General features: G+C 38.2%; 12 protein-coding genes. 7 read left to right on the top strand and 5 right to left on the bottom strand.

Going from position 1 to position 20595, the window contains the following annotated elements; genetic code table 11:
* Positions 1–35: 35 nt before the first annotated feature.
* The 6 genes from ACFINO_RS06735 to ACFINO_RS06710 all read left to right on the top strand — a co-directional run bounded on the left by ACFINO_RS06735 (position 36) and on the right by ACFINO_RS06710 (position 10238).
* On the top strand, positions 36–2000 hold the full coding sequence (locus ACFINO_RS06735) for a BID domain-containing T4SS effector (protein WP_375655291.1): 1965 nt from the start codon (positions 36–38) through the stop codon (positions 1998–2000).
* A 317-nt stretch (positions 2001–2317) separates the two neighbouring features.
* Positions 2318–5554, top strand: a complete 3237-nt coding sequence (locus tag ACFINO_RS06730; RefSeq protein WP_375634383.1) for a BID domain-containing T4SS effector — start codon at positions 2318–2320, stop codon at positions 5552–5554.
* Positions 5555–6343: 789 nt separating this feature from the next.
* On the top strand, positions 6344–7915 hold the full coding sequence (gene murJ / locus ACFINO_RS06725; protein WP_375655290.1) for a murein biosynthesis integral membrane protein MurJ: 1572 nt from the start codon (positions 6344–6346) through the stop codon (positions 7913–7915).
* A gap of 60 nt (positions 7916–7975) precedes the next feature.
* Positions 7976–9046, top strand: a complete 1071-nt coding sequence (gene trpS / locus ACFINO_RS06720; protein ID WP_375655289.1) for a tryptophan--tRNA ligase — start codon at positions 7976–7978, stop codon at positions 9044–9046.
* Positions 9047–9108: 62 nt separating this feature from the next.
* Positions 9109–9600, top strand: a complete 492-nt coding sequence (locus tag ACFINO_RS06715) for a universal stress protein (RefSeq protein WP_375618294.1) — start codon at positions 9109–9111, stop codon at positions 9598–9600.
* A 59-nt stretch (positions 9601–9659) separates the two neighbouring features.
* Positions 9660–10238: a NifU family protein gene (locus ACFINO_RS06710; protein WP_375612176.1), complete on the top strand. Its 579-nt coding sequence runs from the start codon at positions 9660–9662 to the stop codon at positions 10236–10238.
* A gap of 1408 nt (positions 10239–11646) precedes the next feature.
* Here ACFINO_RS06710 and ACFINO_RS06705 read toward each other — a convergent pair.
* Both ACFINO_RS06705 and ACFINO_RS06700 read right to left on the bottom strand, forming a co-directional pair.
* Positions 11647–11982: a zinc ribbon domain-containing protein YjdM gene (locus ACFINO_RS06705; RefSeq protein ID WP_375618296.1), complete on the bottom strand. Its 336-nt coding sequence runs from the start codon at positions 11980–11982 to the stop codon at positions 11647–11649.
* A gap of 1073 nt (positions 11983–13055) precedes the next feature.
* Positions 13056–14684 (bottom strand): alpha-D-glucose phosphate-specific phosphoglucomutase, encoded by a 1629-nt coding sequence (locus ACFINO_RS06700; protein ID WP_375655288.1) that lies wholly within the window; start codon positions 14682–14684, stop codon positions 13056–13058.
* 215 nt (positions 14685–14899) lie between these two features.
* Between ACFINO_RS06700 and ACFINO_RS06695 the strand changes: the two genes are divergently transcribed.
* Positions 14900–15424 carry a peroxiredoxin gene (locus ACFINO_RS06695; protein WP_375634401.1) on the top strand — a complete coding sequence of 175 codons (525 nt, stop codon included), beginning with the start codon at positions 14900–14902 and terminating at the stop codon, positions 15422–15424.
* 873 nt (positions 15425–16297) lie between these two features.
* Here the strand turns inward: ACFINO_RS06695 and ACFINO_RS06690 are convergent.
* From ACFINO_RS06690 to pyrF, 3 genes are all read right to left on the bottom strand, one after another.
* On the bottom strand, positions 16298–16831 hold the full coding sequence (locus ACFINO_RS06690; protein ID WP_375655287.1) for a replication protein: 534 nt from the start codon (positions 16829–16831) through the stop codon (positions 16298–16300).
* A 590-nt stretch (positions 16832–17421) separates the two neighbouring features.
* The gene (gene hisS / locus ACFINO_RS06685) at positions 17422–18906 is read right to left on the bottom strand and encodes a histidine--tRNA ligase (protein ID WP_375655286.1); all 1485 of its coding nucleotides are present in this window, start codon (positions 18904–18906) and stop codon (positions 17422–17424) included.
* Positions 18907–19255: 349 nt separating this feature from the next.
* The gene (gene pyrF, locus ACFINO_RS06680; RefSeq protein WP_375655285.1) at positions 19256–20101 is read right to left on the bottom strand and encodes an orotidine-5'-phosphate decarboxylase; all 846 of its coding nucleotides are present in this window, start codon (positions 20099–20101) and stop codon (positions 19256–19258) included.
* Between the last annotated feature and the right edge of the window lie 494 nt (positions 20102–20595).

The following is a 20595-nucleotide window of genomic DNA, read 5'->3' as shown; positions in this document are numbered from 1 at the left end:
AAAAACAATATTGGAAGAGTTTGAAAGGAACATGTATGAAAAAAAGAAATCCCTCCCCTTTTATCACCGAAATGATGGAAAAATTTCAACAACAGGCTGAACAATCCCCTACCAGAACCCCTCCTTCCCAAGTTTCTCAAAGTTTGCCAAAAGCAACTGTAGAAAAACGCCCAGAAAATTTATCCTCCCACCCAAAAGTTGCACCACCACCCCCCCCTCGTATGAAAAGCTCAGTGCAAACCAACACAATGTCTCCTAACGCCAAAAACCAAGAGACACCTCCCCCACAAAAAAAAGCAGCTCCACCAAAACCTCCGCGTGCAAAAGAGAGGCAACAACATAAACAAACAGTTCAAGAGTCCCCCTTCCTACAGACAAAAGTGGCTCCACCCCCTCCTCCACGCATGAGAGAAAAAACACAAACCAGCACAACAATCTCCAACTCAAAAATCCAAGAAAACTCCTCTCCGCACACAAAAGCAGCTCCACAAAGACCTCCACGTGCAAAAGAGAGACAACAACATAAACCGACAGTTCAAGAGTCCCCCCCCCTACAGACAAAAGTGGCTCCGCCCCCTCCTCCACGCATGAGAGAAAAAACACAAGCCGACGCAAAAATCCTCAACTCAAAAATCCAAGAACACTCCTCTCCGCACACAAAAGCAGCTCCACAAAGACCTCCACGCGCAAAAGATAAGCAACAAAACAAAACAACAGCTCAAGAGGGAGAACATCTCTATGCAACGCCTGCTCCGCCCCTTCCCCCACGCATGAGAGAAAGAGTACAAAATGGCACAAAAATCCAAAATCCTGAAACACACGAACCAAGTGTTAGACCCAAAACACTATCACATATGAAAGTCAGGCAGCAAAGCAGTTCATCATCACAAGACAGTGGAACATATGCCGTCCCGCCTTCAAGAAAACCGCACCGTATAGAAAACAGAAAACAAAGCGATACTGTCGTCCAAAAGCCTGCCTCTCCACACACAGCAATTGAACAACCAAAACCGTCTCACGAACAAAAACCATCTATTAATACAATGGAAAGAGAGCTATTGCTCGTAGCATATCAAGAAGAGATACGATTTTTGTGCAAAAAGGTTTATGGCGACCGACTTATTTTAGAAGAAAAAATAGCAGAAATTAAAGAAAACCCTGATATGGGAGAACAACTCTTATGGGATGTTACAGAACAGCCTAAGTCTATTTCTAAGCTTGCTGGTAGAAAAGTTCTTGGCATAAAAAATCATGCGCGCAAACAAGCTGAAGAAGCTCTTCCCACCCTATGTGCTGCCATTAACGGTTATGTGTATACTTCAAAATATACAAAAAGTGAAAATATTTTACAAGGTTCTCACACGGAACAACAACATCAGCGACAAGCACAAGAGGAAGAGCTAACAAATCAACATTTACAAAATCCGCTCAATTCAGAAAAGAAAATACAGCCTCTCTCAAATGAGGAAATTGCCCGCAGAGTTCAAAAAGATCCATCGGTTCAATATGGTCAAAGAGAGATCCAATATTGGTGCCAAATTGTTTATAAGGATCCATTTATTTTGCAATATAGAATAGAAGATATGCAAAAAATTCCAGAGATGGGAGAAGAGCTTGTATTTCAAATTGAAAAGGATTGTACATCTGTTTCTCCGCTTGCTGGTAGACAAGTCCTTGGCATAAAAAATGGAGCACGCAAAGCTGCTGAAGAAAATCTTCCTACTCTTTGTACCGCCATTAAGGATTATGCTGAAACTGTAAAACAGTTAAGAGAAGGCATTGTGCAAAACCATCAGGAAGAACAACAAAAACGTCATCAACCACCTACCGATCTCGATAAAAAGTTGCAACAGCAGCAAAGCTTATCGCAGTCCCCGAAGCTACCCGAATGCTCAACAGCAAAGCAACTTCAAGAAGTTGTAGAAACATCTAGGCAAGAAGAGAAATCGCCTATTCGACCGCACAGAGCCGAAACATCAAAAGCAATGGCTTTGTCGTGACAGTCTAATCATCGTTGGCTTTTCATCCAAAACTTTGGTGCAATTATCTTGCCAAGATTGCACCAAAGACGGTGTATGAAATACAGAAAATTTTGAATAAGACACCCCATTATTTTACAGAATTCATTGATAAAATTTCACGATAATACTTTATAAAAATTACAAACTTTAACTTGGTTCCATGCGAATAAGGTCAATTTTTTCAATCATTCAAATAGGCATTCTTCTTTGAAGAAAACACTATGAAAATAACATAAGGCAAAAAATGTAAACAAAAAAAATCAAAAAATAATGTTACCATTTGAAAGGAAATATGCATGAAAGAAAACACAGAACATTGTGCCTCCTCTACACAGGAAGAATTGCAAGAACAACACTCTGTAATTAATGCAGCCATTTCAAAGCAAATCAATGAAGAAGCGCAAAATTTTTTCTACCCCAATAGCAAAGTGCTTAAAAATAAATACCGCATCAAAGATAAAGAAATATTAAAAGAATGCTGTTCTAATGATGTAAAAAAAGAAATGATAAAACTGCACCAAGAACCTCTACCAGAGCAGTTTAATGCCTCTTATCTAAAATACCTTCATCAAGGACTCTTTTCCCGTGCATTTGAATGGGCCGGACAAACACGCGAAGAGCCTTTTACATTTGAAGATGGCACTGTTGCTTCTATGCCCATTTTGAAAAGAAAAGAATTTACAAAACCTTTTGCGATTGGCAGAAAAATACAGGAGGGACTAGAAAAGTTAGATAAAACGCTTGCTGAAAAGAATAATTTACAAGGCTTAACGCGCGAAGAATTCGTTGAACAAGCAGCTAGTATAATGATAGATTTGCACCACTTGCATCCTTTCAGAGAGGGCAATAGGCGCACAAAGAGACTGTTTGTTGAAAAACTCTCTCAAGCAGCAGGACATGAGCTAGATTTTTCTCTTGTGAGCAAAAAACGTAAAGACTTTGTCCGCGCCGCTGCCATGGAACATGGCAACCCAGAGCCTATGAAGCATCTGCTTGAAGATATCTCAAATCCAGAAAAATTGCTCCTCTTACGAGAATTCACCAACTCTATGAGAGAGCTTGGATTGGATGAAAAAAATTATCATCTCGCTGTCGTTGCAAAAGAAGGAGAAACCTATCATGGTACCTATAGAGGCAGTGGACCCAATGGCTTCATGCTTGATGCCAACGGGATTTTCATCTTGGGAAATAAAAAAGATCTCACCCCAGAGCAAATACAGACATTAAAAATCGGTGATGCCCTCTCCTTTACAGCACAAAAAGTTCAAAACCCAGAAAAAACCCAGCAAAAAACATTGCTTCCAGAAGAAAAAAGAGCCACTCTTAAAAACGATGAAATAACTGAAAAGAGCAAAGACAACGCATCCATTCAAACAAAGAAAAAAGAACAAGCCCATTTTTCACCGTGGATTGTCCCTCATGCTTTACATGACAGCGTTGAAGTTATGCCCCAAAGTTTGCAAGAACAAGAAAAAGAACAAATGGCACAACCAATTGCTCAATCGGCTTCCGCTATGAGGCAAATGCAAAAAGATTTTCAAAAAAACATTTTACAGAGCAGTAATACAGCGACAAATAATCCAATATCTGTCAAAATGACAAAGGAAACACGCTCTGATCATCAAGAAAGAACAAAACAGCCCCCAAAAAAAGCAATGGCATACTGGGATACTGGTACAAGAAAAACGGACACCGTCCCTCTCACCTTACAGGAGAAATTATCATCACCGCCTGAAACCGAAGAAAATAAGACAATACATCGTAATTTCTTTTACCCCAATAGTATCACCTTAAAGAATAAATATGGAATAAAAGACTATGGAAAATTAAAAGTGCAATGTGCCCATGATACAACAAAAGCAATCATTCATCTGCGCCAAGAAGCGCCACCACAAAAACTAACCTCCACATATCTCCAATATATTCATCACACCCTATTTAAAAATACTTTTGAATGGGCCGGACAAACACGCGAAAAACCATTTACATTTGAAGATGGTACCGTTGCTTATATGCCAATGATGAAAAAAGCTGGTATTTCTTTTGCCTCAGCAAAACAGATACAGGAGGGTCTAGAAAATTTAGATAAAATACTTGCAGAAACGAATAGTTTAAAAGGCTTAACCCGCGAAACATTTGTTGAACATGTCACTGAAATGTTGATACAGCTCAACTATACACATCCTTTCAGAGAAGGCAATGGACGCACGCAACGAATGTTTTTTGAAAAACTTGGGCAAGTTGCTGGCCACACACTCGACTTTTCTCTTGTAACAGAAAAACGTATGAATCTTGCCAGTATTGCATCGCTAAAACATAAAGATAAAGAAGAAATGAAACATCTGCTTGAAGATATCTCAAATCCAGAAAAAATACTTATTTTAAAAGAATTCATGGACAGTATGAAACATATCGGGCTTGAGAGTATTCATCATCATCTTATTATAACAGCAAAAGAAGGTCATACCTATAAAGGCTTTTACAGAGGCAGTGGACCCAATGGCTTTATGCTTGATGCTAACGGAATTTTCATCTTGGGAAATAAAAAAGATCTCACCCCAGAGCAAATACAGACATTAAAAATCGGTGACGCCCTCTCCTTTACAGCACCAAAAATTCAAAACCAGCAAGAAGTGCTTATCCCCGCACAAACAATAGCCCCCCTTACCAACAATGAAATTGCCACAAGGATAAAAAACAACGCATCCATTCAAGCAAGAAGAAAAGAAATAGAAACTTTGTGCCAAATCATTTATGGCAATCGTCATATTTTGCGGGAAAGAATTGAGATGATCCATGAAAATCATACTGAAGGAGAACAACTCACCTATCAAATTACCACCTCTCCCCAATCGATTTCTAAGCTTTCTGGTAGCAATGTATTTGGCATCAAAAACAACGCGCGCGCCCATGCTGAAGAAAATATTTTGCCCCTCTGTAGAGCCATTGATCGTTATATCAATATTTCTAAACAAACAGAAAGAGACATTCTCCATACCCATCATGTAAAACAAAGGCGGTGTGAACAGTCGGTAGAAATGCCTAAGGCTTGGATGAAAAATCTCCTTTCCTTGTCAAAAGCACAACAGCAAGAAACTTTATCAAACTCTCCTGAATTAAGGGGAGAGATAAGGACTTATATCAAAAAAATCAATGAGCGCTTATCTTCAAACGAGCATGAAGTTATAAAAGAAAATAATCCTGAAAGACTTGCGAAGAGTCTTGGCACATCAACCATCAAAGCAAAAGAGATTATGGAAATAGTCAAGCAGATAAAAGAGATAGAACCGCATATACAACCCATGTATTTTTATAACCATAAATTCGATGAGCGCTTAGCACCAAACCAGTATCAATCTATCCAGCATCAATCTATAAAGAAAAATAATGAAAAAAAATGTTCCAACACCCTTGATAAAGAAGCAATTAAAGTGCAAAAAATGACAGAAATCGTCAATCAGAGTCCCAAAAGACAAGAAAATATTCAACCTCACAAAACGGAGCACACAAAAGAAATGGCAATGAATATCTAAAAGGTTTATAAACTTTAACTTTTTTGCCCCCTCTGGTAAAAATGATAGCCTTTACCCCCCCCTCTGCCTTCATCGGCAAATCAATTGCGCCTCAACGAGAATGGAAACCATGAGAGAACAAATTGATCTTATTTCCTCAGATTTTATCCTCATCAACTGTGAAAAGAAACCTGAACAGGAAAAATGCTGTTGAAAGATCATGTCTTCCTATCCTCTTGTTTATGTAATCTCTAAAACGAAAAGGCAGCCAAATTTGGGGAGAATATAAAGCCGTAAAGATAAAAATAAATCACCAGCTTTACCATCACCTTTTAGCTCAGCCTTACGACTTTTTAAAACATCTAAAGCGCTGTTTTTTTAATAATGAATAAATAATGGAAATTGCGTATTGCTCCACGCTTTTATTTTATTTGCGTTCTTTAATAGGGTCACACCCCTCACATAAAACAGAACGGTATTGGGTTGCACTATTCACGACATCACACCATAAAGAGAAATTATCATTATATATCCCTACATATCCCTTCAAACTGTTATAATATCACTCGCATATTTCAGTTTGAAAAAGAAATTTTAATTATTTTATGGCAACAATAAAAATTTTAATGCAACAGTAAACAAGGAGCATAAAAAAGTCTTCAAGCACCATTGTTGACAGAAAGATAAACACCGTCGTAAAACGCTTTCAAAAAGTATCCTTGATTAGGATAGAGATCAGATTTTTACGATTTAAAACGCTTTATTTCTCCTGTCATCGCTTCTCTTTTACAACAAAGCTGATATATCTTTATGACATTGATTAAAAAAATTGCAACAGTTGCTTCCGGAACCCTCATGAGCCGTATTTTTGGCTTCGTACGCGAAATGCTTATGGCCGCAGCCCTAGGGACAGGTCCTGTTTCTGATGCCTTTAACGCTGCTTTTCGTTTTCCCAACACATTTCGTCGTTTTTTTGCTGAAGGTGCCTTTAACGCTGCTTTCATTCCTCTTTTTGCAAAAAAAATCACTGAAGAAGGTCACGAAACGGCATGCAAATTTGCAGAAGAAGTCTTTGGCGTTCTCTTTTCGCTGCTCTTACTGTTAACGATTGCGATGGAACTGAGTATGCCTTTTTTGGTACGAACCATTATTGCCCCAGGTTTTACCGAAGATGCAACAAAATTTAACGCTACAATTCACTTTACTGCAATCATGTTTCCCTATTTAACCTGCATGTCGCTTGCTGCCATGATGGGGGGCATGCTTAATGCGCTGCGACGCTATTTTATTGCCGCCATTGCCCCACTCTTTTTAAACATTATTTTGATTGGTGTGCTTGCCTATGCTTGGATCTATAAACTTGACGCTTGGCATATTGGCTTAAATCTCTCTTGGGGTGTATTGGCAGCAGGGCTTCTTCAGCTCACCTTAATTGCCCTTGCTTTGCGTCAAAGTGGAATGAAAATTTCCTTCCGCCAGCCCCATTTAAGTCCTAATGTTCGTAAGCTATTAACTTTAGCATTCCCAGCAGCCATCACAGGTGGCATCACGCAAATTAATTTGCTTATTAATACCAACATTGCTTCTAGTCAATCGGGTGCTGTCTCTTCTTTGATGTATGCTGATCGTCTTTATCAATTGCCTTTAGGCGTAATCGCCATTGCCGTTGCAACCGTTCTTTTACCAGAGTTAACACGCGCTTTGCGGAGCAAAAAGCATAAAGAAACCCACCATTTACAAAATCGCTCTATTGAATTAACATTGTTGTTAACACTTCCAGCATCCATCGCTTTTTTGCTGCTCTCCACTCCCATTGTCAGTTTGCTCTTTGAACGAGGACAATTTACCAGTCAATCAACACACCATGTTGCACAATTATTGGAGCTTTATGGACTAGGACTTCCAGCTTTTGTTCTTATTAAGGTCTTTATTCCTAATTTTTTTGCCCATGAAGATACCAAAACACCGATGATTTTTACAGGTATTTGCGTTTTCATCAATATCAGTCTCGCCTTAACATTATTTCCTATTCTATCTGCACGAGGCATTGTTATTGCTGAAATTACCTCTGGATGGGCCAACACCCTTTTGCTGTGGAGTGTCCTTATCAAACGCGGTTATTGGAAATACGACTTCCAACTGATAAAGCGAATATTATGTCTCATGATGGCAACTCTTTTGAGTGCACTAGCCCTCTATTACGGATTGAATGTGTTTGTTTTTTTGTCTTTTCCTTTATCCTCACAAGCATCATTTTTCTTGCGCGCGATCACCTTAGCTGGGATCATGATTGGCATATTTTTGATCTATTTTAGTGCCTATTTTTTATTCAACACCCGTTCCTTTTTTCACACGCTTAAAAATTTGAAAAAACGCTCATAATATCTATACTTTGTCAAAAACAATAAAATGAATAACCTTAATTGAAGAAAGAGCACTCCTATGGATACCTTCACACCACTTGTCTTTTCCGGCGTACAACCGAGTGGTCATTTACATCTTGGCAATTATCTTGGAGCCATTCAGCGTTGGGTTGAACTGCAAAACTCTCATCACTGCCTCTATTGTGTTGTGGATATGCATGCGCTCACAGTCAACCCAGATCCCCTTACTTTACGCGAATCCACCAGAACAGTGACAGCAGCTTTTTTAGCCGCCGGTATCGATCCTCAAAAACACATTATTTTTAACCAATCACGTGTTTTTCAACATGCTGAACTCGCCTGGATTTTTAATTGTGTTGCCCGTATCGGCTGGCTTCAACGCATGACACAATTTAAAGATAAAGCGGGAAAAGATCGCGAAAAAGCATCCATCGGGCTTTTTGCCTATCCCACTTTGATGGCTGCTGATATTTTAGTCTATCGTGCAACGCATGTTCCAGTAGGCGAAGATCAAAAACAGCATGTTGAACTCACACGCGATATTGCACAAAAATTTAACAACGACTATGCACAACGTATTGCCGAATTAAATTTTGGTATCTCTATGCAAACAGATGAAGAAAAAAGACAAGGCTTTTTTCCCCTCCCAGAGGCGCTTATTGGAACAACAGCCACACGCGTTATGTCTTTGCGCGATGGGACAAAAAAAATGTCAAAATCAGATCCTTCAGATTTTTCACGCATTAATTTGACCGATGACGCTGATCTTATCGCAAAAAAAATACGCAAAGCCAAAACGGATTCAGCTCCACTTCCCGATACCCTTGCCGCTTTAAAAAAACGACCAGAAGTAGATAACCTGCTTGGTATTTATGCCGCCTTTGCCAAAGTTAGCAAAGAAAAGATTCTTTTAGAATTTTCTGGTCAACAATTTTCCCATTTTAAAACAGCTCTAGCCGACCTTGTTGTCCATAAGCTTGCCCCTATAACAGAAGAATTACGTCGCCTTCATCAAGAAAGCGGTTATATCGACTCTGTTTTGCATGATGGCGCTAAACGTGCTAGTATGCTCGCAGAAGAAAATATGAAAAAAATTCGTGAAATTATTGGATTTTTGCACAATACATAAAAATAATAAAACTAAAAACTGTAGAGAGCAAAAAAATCGTTTGTACAAAATAGAGAAAGTGCATGATTTCCAAACCCCAAAATCCGAAAAAAGAACCAAAGAAAAAAAACTTAGTTATTATCGATGAAACACCAGAGTGTCGGCGTGCCGTTGCGTTTGCCGCACAGCATGCCCAAAATACCAGTAGAACATTGGTATTACTTTGTGTCGTTGATAGTGTAGAATTTCAACATTTTCTGGGTGTAAACAACGTTATGCGTACAGAATCAAAGCAAAGTGCTCATAAAATATTAGGAGACATTGCCAGTGAAGTCCGCACCACCCATGCGCTTGAAACAGAAATAGTAGTGCGTGAAGGAAAAAAAATTGATGAGATTTCCAAACTGGTCGACGAAGATAAAAGGATTGCACTAATTGTTTTAGCAGCCAGTGGACATACAGAAGGACCAGGACCCCTTGTTCAATTAATCGGGAATAAAGGAACAGCTTTTTCAATCCCTGTCATTGTTATTCCTAGCAATCTTGCCGATGAAGATATTAGATCTATTGCCTAAAAAATATAATATTCTACAATGTAAGATCTTCCCAAGCCTTCATTATAAAAGGAGAATCTATGTTTATTCAAACTGAAACCACCCCAAACCCTGCAACTCTTAAATTCTTGCCAGGACGCGTGGTTCTTTCTGAGGGCGTATTAGAATTTCGTGACCGTGAAGAAGCAGCTAAAAACTCACCTTTAGCGGCTAAACTGTTTAATATTCCCAATATCAATGGTGTTTTTTTAGGTTATGATTTTATCACCGTAAGCAAAAAAGAAGGGGAATGGCAACATCTTAAGCCCGTCATTTTAGGCACAATTATGGAACATTTTCTATCCAATGAGCCAGTGATCACCACCAACGCCACAACACAAGCACAAACCCATGCCCTTAACGAAGAATTTTATGACGAAAAAGATGCTGATATTGTCTTAACCATTAAAGAGCTCCTTGAAACGCGTATCCGCCCCGCAGTTGCCAATGATGGTGGAGATATTACTTTTCGCGGATTTGAAAATGGTATTGTTTATCTCAATATGCGCGGCTCCTGCGCTGGATGTCCCTCTTCAACAGCAACTCTCAAACATGGTATTGAAAATCTTTTACGTCATTTTATCCCTGAAGTTTTAGGCGTTGAAGCCATGCCACAATAAATATTGACCTCAATAGGTAAAATAACCACACCGATTGCCCCTCTTCAACAGCGCTCAAACATGGAATGTAAAGATCTTACGTCATTTTATTCCTGAAATTTTAGAAGTAAGCTATGCAGCCATAAAAATAGAGTACTGTTAAAAAAATCTGTCCAATAATGATACCTTCACCCACCGTTCACCTCCACATATACCTTAAAAAGCTTTCAAAGCTCCCTTTAGGAAACATACGTTTTTTCAACAAACCAATTTACGTACACAGAAGTACAACGCATGAGCGTACATTTTAAATTTATTTTATCTCATAATCTTGTCATGCAATTTTAATCAAGAAAACACGACCTCGTTACAAAAAAGCCCCCAAAAAAAGAAAACATTGCAAGATAGAGTGCCCATTTGCTTCATCTTTCTCAGCTCTCCAAACGACAAATCACGCAAAATACTTCTTGTAGCAAGCCGGCACCATCATCATATCTGCCAGCCCCCAATGTTGCGATAGCCCTTGGCACTTAAGACGATTCATAAGAGTCATTTTTAATCCTTTCTTGTACAGTTTTTACCCACACGCCAGCCCCGCTTGTGGTATGCAAGCAAGTGATTTTAATTGATTTAACATGGAACAGATTTGAAATGAGAGAATCCCACGTTATTCGGGGTTCTAACTCAATATGAATAATGCTAATTTATTATTATAAATCAATATGTTGTAGCAGCAAGTTGACAAAGATCACATTTTGCAACTTGAATGAGAATTCTGACATTCTTCTTATTTCAATTCTGTTTATGTTGCACCAATAAAAATCGTCCGCTTACACAGCACAAACTGGATAATAACAAAAACTATTTTTAATAGCGCTTATGCACACTTTTATAAGAGACTGTTGCAGAACTAAGAGCTGGAAAATGAATGACTGTACGACCTTGTCAAGATCATAGCGTCCTTTTTCCATTCTTAAAATCAAGAATTCCCCCCCTATCATTTTCAATCTCATTTCCATAAATATGATGAAAAAGGTGTAACTACCCATAAAAAATAAATACATCGAAGCCAGATCTATTATGGTTGTTTGAGAAATTATCTGATAAAAAGAAAGAATATTTTTTCAATTCAGCAGGAATAAGTTTGTCTACTTTACGGCGTTGTTCTTCTCATAAAGCGCATACTTTTATTGTTGCTTGTGAGTCAATATCCAGTCCCCTCATAACCGCATATTAAAAGAAAAGAAAGAGTCGCTATTTCTCTGCGATACATGGCTTTGCAATAAAGGAAAACATATTGCTTCTATCTGATTGGTGTAATCTATGAAACAAGAAAAGAAGCCCATTGGAGAAAAATATGCCCAATTAGAGAAGAATGTAAAAATAGGAAACCAATGAAATGCAAAAACAATTGCAAGAAAATAAATGCCTAAACTTTTTTCACAAACTCCGACTTTAAACTCATCTGACCAATCCCTGGAATTTTGCAATCGATATTATGATCCCCATCCACCAAGCGAATATTCTTTACCTTCGTCCCCCCTTTTAAAACAGATGAAGCGCCTTTTACTTTCAGATCTTTTATCACCATAACGGTATCTCCGTTTGTTAAAATCTGACCATTGGCATCATAAACAGTATTGACAAGAACCGTATCATCGTTTTTTTGTGGCCATTCATGTGCGCATTCAGGACACACAAAATTTTCACCATCTTCATAAGTATAAAGACAATCACAACGAGGACATTTGGGATATTGGGTCATAAATTCCCCTTATTAAAAGAAAAATCATTCATTATGACTGGTCATAAAGCAAGAAGTGCTTATTGTCCATTATTTTAGAAAAATGTTTCCCTTTGTTTCAATCCTCATCTGTCAACAGTGTTTATGAATGCCCTCATCACATACCATACATGGGTTTATAAAAATGATTGATCATTATACAACTCAAATGAGTCCCCGCATATCATAAAATTTACGCATTTCATTCTCTCTAATAAATTAATCAAAATCATTTTCTTATACATCACCAATGCAATTAACGAATGGATAAAAAAACAATTAGAAAAGGAACATCTCTGAATAAAACGTTCTCAAAGAGCTAAAAACTGTTGCAGCATTGAGAAACAAGAAAATGATGTCCCCAACTTAACCTTTTATTTAAGTAAAGATAACAGTCATAATGTTAGAGAACAGACTGATTTATGATCATAGTCAATGGTTTTGTATATTGAATGAGAGCCGATAAATAAGCTGAGATTCTCTCAACCCCTTTTACATTGAAACAACCAAAACCTTTTGCATGTTACAAGTAGGAAAAGCCGTGTAAAACGATTATCCAAAATACTAAATACTCTCAAATATAAGAGCCAACATTGAAAGCGGGCAAAGTGAATAATGGTGCCGTCTTACTCTCTCATAAGCGTAAAAATGGTGCTGCTCAATGAAGGGACGGTTATCCCTTTCAAAGCAACACGCATAAGATGCGTTTTTAGTGTCTTGAGAGAGAAGATTCTTTAAAACAAACATATGAAATGTGCAACAATGATCGTATTTTGTTTTGTATGAGAAACATTCTCCTATTAAACAAAAATTTCTATCAAGCCATTGAGCAAACCCATTGGACATAAATGCTCCGATTATGCTCGATTATAATTTCCTACAGCATTTAGTTTTAAGAATCCGGCAGTTTTAGGAATCCGATTGATATGTAAGAGAGGAAAAAACAAAGAGAGCTTGAAAATGGAAGATCTCCCTTATGCACATAAAATCACACCCCTAAAATCACACCCATGTGATCAATTATCATACCTTTACAAAAAAACATTCCAATGATCTTAGGTGATAATATCAGGGTGATCTCTCCCCAATGCTTGTTGTATATTTAACAGTTTTAATGCCACCTGTTGCAAAGGTTTAAGAACGTCTTGCGGATTAAAATTGTGTTTGCGCGGATCACTTTCATATTGTTCAAAATAAAGCCGTAAAGTAGCACCTAGCGTCCCTGTTCCCGACAAACGAACCACCAACCGTGCGCCATTCTCGAAAAAAATACGGATACCTTGCTGCGTACTAACGCTCTGATCAACGGGATCATGATATGTAAAATCATCTGCTTTTTTGACGAAAAATCCAGCAATTTCAGTTCCTGCATGTGGTAAGTGCGCACGCAAATGCTCTATAATTTCCAAAGCTTTGTCTGCTTCGACTTCTTCATAATCATGCCGTAACGTGTAAAAACGCCCATAGGTGTGCCAATGCTGTTGAACAATTTGTGCGACAGTTTTTTCTGTTACCGCTAAAAGATTTAACCAAAATAATACAGCCCATAAACCATCTTTTTCGCGGATGTGATGAGAGCCCGTTCCAAAGCTTTCTTCACCACAAAAGGTTACTTTTCCCGCATCCAAAAGGGTTCCAAAAAACTTCCATCCCGTTGGCGTTTCAAAAAAGTTTAGTCCTTTTTTTTCCGCAACCAGATCAGCAGCACGCCCCGTCGGCATAGAACGTGCTATCCCCACCACGCCTTTCCGATATCCTTTAATGAGGTGTGCATGTTCAGCCATAATAGCCAAAGAATCCGAAGGCGAAACAAATTGTTGACGACCAATAATGAGGTTACGATCTCCATCACCATCAGAGGCTGCGCCAAGATCTGGTCCTTTCTCTGACATCAATAAATCATAAAGAGCCTTGGCATAAACCAAATTGGGATCTGGATGACCGCCTCCAAAATCTGGCAAAGGAATACCATTAACCACCGTCCCTTCAGAAAATCCTAAACATTTTTCAAAAATTTCATGAGCATAAGGCCCTGTTACCGCATGCATGGCATCAAACCGTAAAGTAAGACCTCGATCAACGGCCTTGGCAATACAGTCGAAATCAAAAAGCTCCTGCATCAAAGCAACATAATCAGCGACAGGATCAATAATATCAATCCGCATGGCTCCCATAAAGATCGTACCTTGCCTATCTAAATCAATATCTGGTGCTTCAAGAATTTTATAAAAAGAAAGACGTTGCGATGTTGCAAAAATAGCATCACATAAAGAATTAGGAGCGGGTCCCCCATTGGAAACATTGTATTTAATACCACAATCTCCTTCTGGACCACCAGGATTATGGCTTGCAGAAAGAATAAGTCCACCATGGGCATGAGTTTTACGAATAAGATGCGAAACGGCAGGTGTAGAAAGAATACCGCCCCTTCCCATTTTAATAAGAGAGACACCATGCGCCGCCGCCATCTTCAACACAATCTGAAGGAGAGTACGATTAAAAGTGCGCCCATCCCCCCCAAGAATCAACATTTTTCCTTCAAGAGGCCCAATGTTATTAAAAAGAGACTGTATAAAGTTTTCTACATAATGGGGTTGTTGAAAAACAGACACTTTTTTGCGCAAACCAGACGTTCCCGGTTTTTGCCCCTCAAAAGCCGTGGTTAAAACTGTCTTTACGGTCATATCAATCCTTCATATTCTTTCCTTTAACTTAAGGTGAAGAGTATCCAAAGTCGACCATTAATTCTACTTGACGGAAGTGTGAAATATTTGCACACTCACCAGAAGTAAGAATTTTTAAAGAAGCCCTTTTATTTAAAACGCTTTTTGCCATATGTTTTTAAATACGAAGGCTGTTTTAAAACAAAATTTTCGTAAAAGAATACAGGAGCATCATGATGATGAAAAAAACAGTTCCCAATGTAACATTCCACACACGCGTACGCGATGAATCAGTGGATGGAGACAATCCTTATCGGTGGCAAGAAGTTAACAGCGATGCTTACTTTAAAGGAAAGCGTGTTATTCTTTTTTCTCTTCCTGGAGCTTTTACCCCTACTTGCTCAACCTTTCAGCTGCCTGATTTTGAAAAACTCTATGATGAATTTAAACAAGCGGGTATTGATGAAATTTATTGTCTTTCCGTCAATGATGCTTTTGTCATGAATGCTTGGGGAAAAGCACAAAATATCAAAAACGTGAAATTAATTCCCGATGGCTCTGGTGAATTCACGCGCAAAATGGGTATGCTGGTTGCAAAAGACAATGTTGGTTTCGGCATGCGATCATGGCGCTATGCAGCTGTTATTAATGATGGTGTGGTTGAACAATGGTTCGAAGAAACAGGTTTTTCAGATAATTGTGCAACAGATCCTTACGAAGTTTCTTCACCACAAAATGTTTTAAAAGCCTTGAAAAGCTAATTCCCCCAATCGTCTATTTAAACAAAATTTTACGACACAAATCTCCCTCCTCAGGAAATTTGTGTCGTTTACTTTTTGCAACCTCTATTCGTGAAAGCAGACACGATAAGTTGATTGTGCGCCTTCAGTGAGAAAATATTCCAACAATAATTTTTCAATAAATCTTTCATGTTTTAACGGCTTTGCAAAAGCTTGGAAAATTGCCGATGAAAAATCCCGTTGTGGGACTAAAAAATCAAAGAGTTAACAGCTGTTGCACGCTATCAAAAAATGAGGATGCAATTGCCAAATGCGCAAATTCATGCAAAACTCTCTCGGAAACATCAAGGATTAACATATAGATAAACTATGCAAAATCAACGCTCAGCTCCTCATATTGAGAAAACCTTTATGTTGAAAATGGTTTGATTTATAGAGATAATTTATAATTTTGCATTATTGAATGTGCAAGCTGAATATCATAAGAGTGTCTCATTTTATCCCTTCTTATATTGCAACCATCAAAACCATTTTCTTGCCCACAACATGTGGGATTGGCATATGAATAAACGATTAAAAAGAGTGAAAATGCTTCTCGTAAATGCTTTCAAAGGCGAAAGCTGTGAACATCAAGACTGCAAGGTTCACAAAAGCATCAAGAGGGAAAATACAGATCAAACATTTGTTTGAAGAGGCGCACAGTTCAAATTAACTTATGTCTCATAAAAAGAAGCAAATATGGTATAAAAACTGCTCTGCATAAAGAACCGTTTATAAAGAAGATTCAATCAAAAAAATCCCGCAAACATTCCAATTCACATACCATAAACAGACTCATTACTGTTCTCATAGCCATTTATTCTAAGCTTTTATTTTTCTCTAAGAGAAAAACGGTTAAAGAAGTTGTTTATTCGGGTATTCTACCGTAAAGTGTGCTTCTATCTCTTCCTCTTCATCGAACTCAAAATCTTCATCACATTCAGGAAGACCAAAAATATCTGGATTGATGAAATAACAATCTTTTTTTGTCCCCTTCGCTACAATTTTATTTGTTTCTAATTCTTTGATACCTTCTTTAAAACTTTCAAAATTAAGATATTCTGGTTCTTGAATTAAAAGATCGCAAGTCAAAAATTCTTCAAGAATATCATGATCCAATGTTATCTGATCAAACCATAAGTCCACATCATCCCCCTCATCTAACATTTTCCCTACCTGCCACAACATCACAAAAAATGCTTTCATACCACTAAATGATAACCCAAAAATCATACGCCGACACGACGAGGCGCCTGAAAAGGTAATTTGCGGAAGATCTTCAAATCCGAAATTTGAAGGAGGAAGTTTAAATGATTTTCCAATATTCTCAGGTCTTTCAAGAATAAAGGGATTTCGTTCATAGAGCAGAGTAAAATCATATTGGACCATTTTCATTTCTCCGTTAAAGAATTGACTTTATGAAAAATGCATATTATTAGTAAGTTACCATTATGGCAGCTTACAATTCATCCAAACATGCTCCTGTAAAAAATTGTTCGATTTAAGTCATTCCATTGTTTTTTGAAGCTTAAAAAGTCTTTTAGGATAAAACGCTCTAGTTCTCCCTCCTTTTGCAATAAGGCTAGATTTTGTAATGTCCAAGAAGAGAACATCAAAGGATTTGATACTCATAGATGAGAATTCAAAGATGAAGCCAATATGAACTTGTCAATATTTTTATAAACTTTTGCAGAAGCTTTACGTGAAACCCTTTAATTTTCTCAGAGTTTTTGTTCGTTACAATTTTTTTTGCTCATTTTAACGCATTATCATCGCATCCTCAGAAGGGCACGTTTTATAGCAAATAGCGCTTATTTATCTCTTAAAAAATCTCTCTTTTATGCCGCACGCACTTCAAAACCCCGCTTTTGAACGCGTGCACCAACACGTATAAACGAGCAAAGCACAAATTTTAAAAATTGAATTTCAAATTTCCAAAATATTTCGAACAATCACTTCGATAAAGACTTTTACCATTATCATTTTTGGGCGGCTAAAATATCCTGTACTGTTTTGACCAATTGTTCTTCATCAACCGTCACTTGTGCTGGTCGACTTTCACGCCATGTTTGATTATCCTTAATTTCATGAGACAAACGCGCCCCTTCAATCAAATCTTTAATCTGTATTTTTCCGCTCTCACGTTCTTGTGAGCCTTGGATAACCACACAAGGCGCTTGGCGTCGATCTGCATATTTCATCTGCGCTTTTATCCCCGATGCCCCCAAATAGAGCTCAGCACGAATTCCCGCACCACGCAACTGCATCACCATTTTTTGATAACCAGCAACCGCCTCTGGCTCTTTATCCATCATCAGCACCACAACCGGCCCTGTTGTCTCCTTCATAGGCAACTTTCCAAGATTTTGCAAAGCAGCGATCAAGCGTGAGACCCCGATTGAAAAACCTGTTGCTGGAATGTTTTCACCACGAAAGCGTGCCACCAATCCATCATAGCGCCCACCACCACCAACGGAGCCAAAAACAACTTTCTGCCCATCATCATTGAAAACATCAAACAGCAACGTAGCCTCAAAGACAGGACCTGTATAATAATCCAGTCCACGCACCACCGATGGATCAATCTTGATACGATTCTGAAAGCCATTTGCGGCAAAAATTGCTTGCATTTCCTCAAGCTCACGAATTCCCTCACGCCCTTGAACATGATCACCAACCACTTCTTTAAGAGTCTCAAGCGTTTCTTCTGCTGTTTCAGCTCCAGCAGCAGTTAAGGTAAGAATACACTCAATCTCTTTTTCCTTAAGCTCCGCCCCTTTTGTAAAGTCACCACTTTCATCCAAACGCCCTTTTCCCAAAAGCAAACGCACCCCTTCAGAACCAAATTTATCCAGCTTATCAATTGCTCTTAAGACAGTTAAGCGCTTTTCAGCCTGCTCATTTCCCCAAAAACCAATTTTCTCTAAAACACAATCGAGAATTTTTCGGTTGTTCAGACGAATGGCATATTCATGATGCTGAAACCCTAGTTTTTCCAAACTATCGGCTGCCATCATACAAATTTCGGCATCAGCTGCTACCGTTGGTGTTCCAACAATATCCGCATCAAACTGCATAAATTGCCGAAACCGCCCTGGACCTGGTTTTTCATTGCGAAAAACAAAGCCAAGACGATAACTGCGATAAGGCTTTGGCAAAACTTCAAAATTCTCGGCAAAATAACGAGCAAGAGGCGCGGTAAGATCATAGCGCAAAGACATCCATTGCTCATCATCATCTTGTAGCGAAAAAACGCCCGCATTTGGACGATCTGAATCCGGTAAAAACTTACCCAGCACATCTGTATATTCAAAAATTGGTGTTTCCAGTGCTTCAAAACCATAAAGTTCATAAACTTCACGAATTTGCGCAATCATTGTTTCAGTTGCATACAACTGTGCACTTGTACGATCAACAAAACCCCGGGGTAAACGGGCTTTGGTTTTTTCTTGTTTTGATAACATATTTTTCTCTAACAACAATATATATTCACCGATAACGTGTGTCTATCTTATAGAAACAAACGCTGCAATAACTTTATCAACTGGAAACTGGTAACAATATACATAAGCTTTTGCTTTTAAAAGATGCAAACCTTTACCCTTAAGGCAATCTACTGAAAATATTTGCATTTTCAATAGGAACATAGCCCCCCGCTCAACATGAAATGCCCGCTTAACATTCAATGAAAAGACATCTGTGCTTGTTGAAAGAAACCTCAAAGCGACTGTTGATTCTGGATAAATCGGAAGCATCCCCCTCAAAAGCCCTCCCTTTCAGAATTCTTCAGATTTATTACAGATGCAAAAATCCTCAAGACACCAGTGTGCTTTGCGCTTGTTCTGCAAAATGATTGATAACATTTTTTAAATCAACAATATTTCGTCCAGCATCTGTAATAGAGCGTGATACAGAGGGAATAACATTCTGCCAAAGTCTTTGTGGAAATTGATTTGCTAGTTGTGTCATTGTTCCACCTTGAGCGCCAATACCCGGAACAAGAAACAGACTATTTTTTAACTGCTCGATTGTGTCTTTTGATTCAGATCCTAATGTCGCTCCTATAACCGCACCTATGGGGCCAATATTATGATGAATAACCGAAGACTGACTATTATAATCACAAATACACTGTGCAAGATGAAGAGAGAGTGTCTGATCACCAATAAGCGCATTTCGTATTTGTTTCCCCTCTGGATTAGAAGACTGAACAACCACAAAAACCCCTGCTCCTGCTTCTTCTGCAACCTTTATCAGAGGAATAAGAGCATCAAAACCCAAAAAAGGATTAACTGTCATGGCATCCACCTTGAACGCACTACTTGGACCAAGCCAAGCCTTACCATAGGCTTCAGCAGTAGAGCCAATATCCCCCCTTTTTGCATCCGCCAGAACCAATATGCCTTGTTCGTGTGCATTTTCAATCAGTTCTTTGAGAGCTTGAAGACCTTCCACACCATATAATTCAAAAAATGCGACTTGCGGCTTTATAATACCCACTTTACCAACAACTGCTGTTAAGAGAATATCACAAAAATCTTTTAGACCTTTATAATCAAAGCTTAGTTTCCACGATTGCAAAACTTTATGGCTCGGATCAAAGCCAATACAAAGAGGTCCATAGATTTCACGATTTTTAAAAAAAGTTGAACGAAACATTTTATATCCTAACAAGATCTCTCTTTAAACTTTTTGATACAATCAAAAAGAAAAGCATTTGTCAAAAGAATACAATAGCGAAAACACAAAGAAAGATCTCTCTATACAAAATGTGCTTTTATTTATGAAACATAAATATATTCCCATTTGTAACGCTTATCATATGTTTATCAACAAAAACATTGTCATGAGATAAAAATTCAAATTTATGAAAGAATATAAACAAAACAGCATCTATATTATAATGACCTCATAAAGCCCTATAGACATGCCTTGTCGTTTTCACCCCCCTTTTTTATGATCAACAAAAACTCTCTATGAACGCGCTTTAAACAAAAGTTTCAAAAGAAAATGCCCCATCATGATGATCTCGATCTTAACTTTAGATCTTTCCTATTCCTTTTGGCACATATCTATTCCCTTTTGGAACATAATTAGCAAAAAGGCATTGTATCTCCAGCATATTCAAGGAGATAAAACATGGAAACTCGCAT

It is taken from the genome of Bartonella sp. AA83SXKL, assembly GCF_042196965.1.
Classification (GTDB): domain Bacteria; phylum Pseudomonadota; class Alphaproteobacteria; order Rhizobiales; family Rhizobiaceae; genus Bartonella.
Note: the sequence above shows the minus strand (reverse complement) of the source record. Positions and strands in the feature narration are given on the sequence as shown.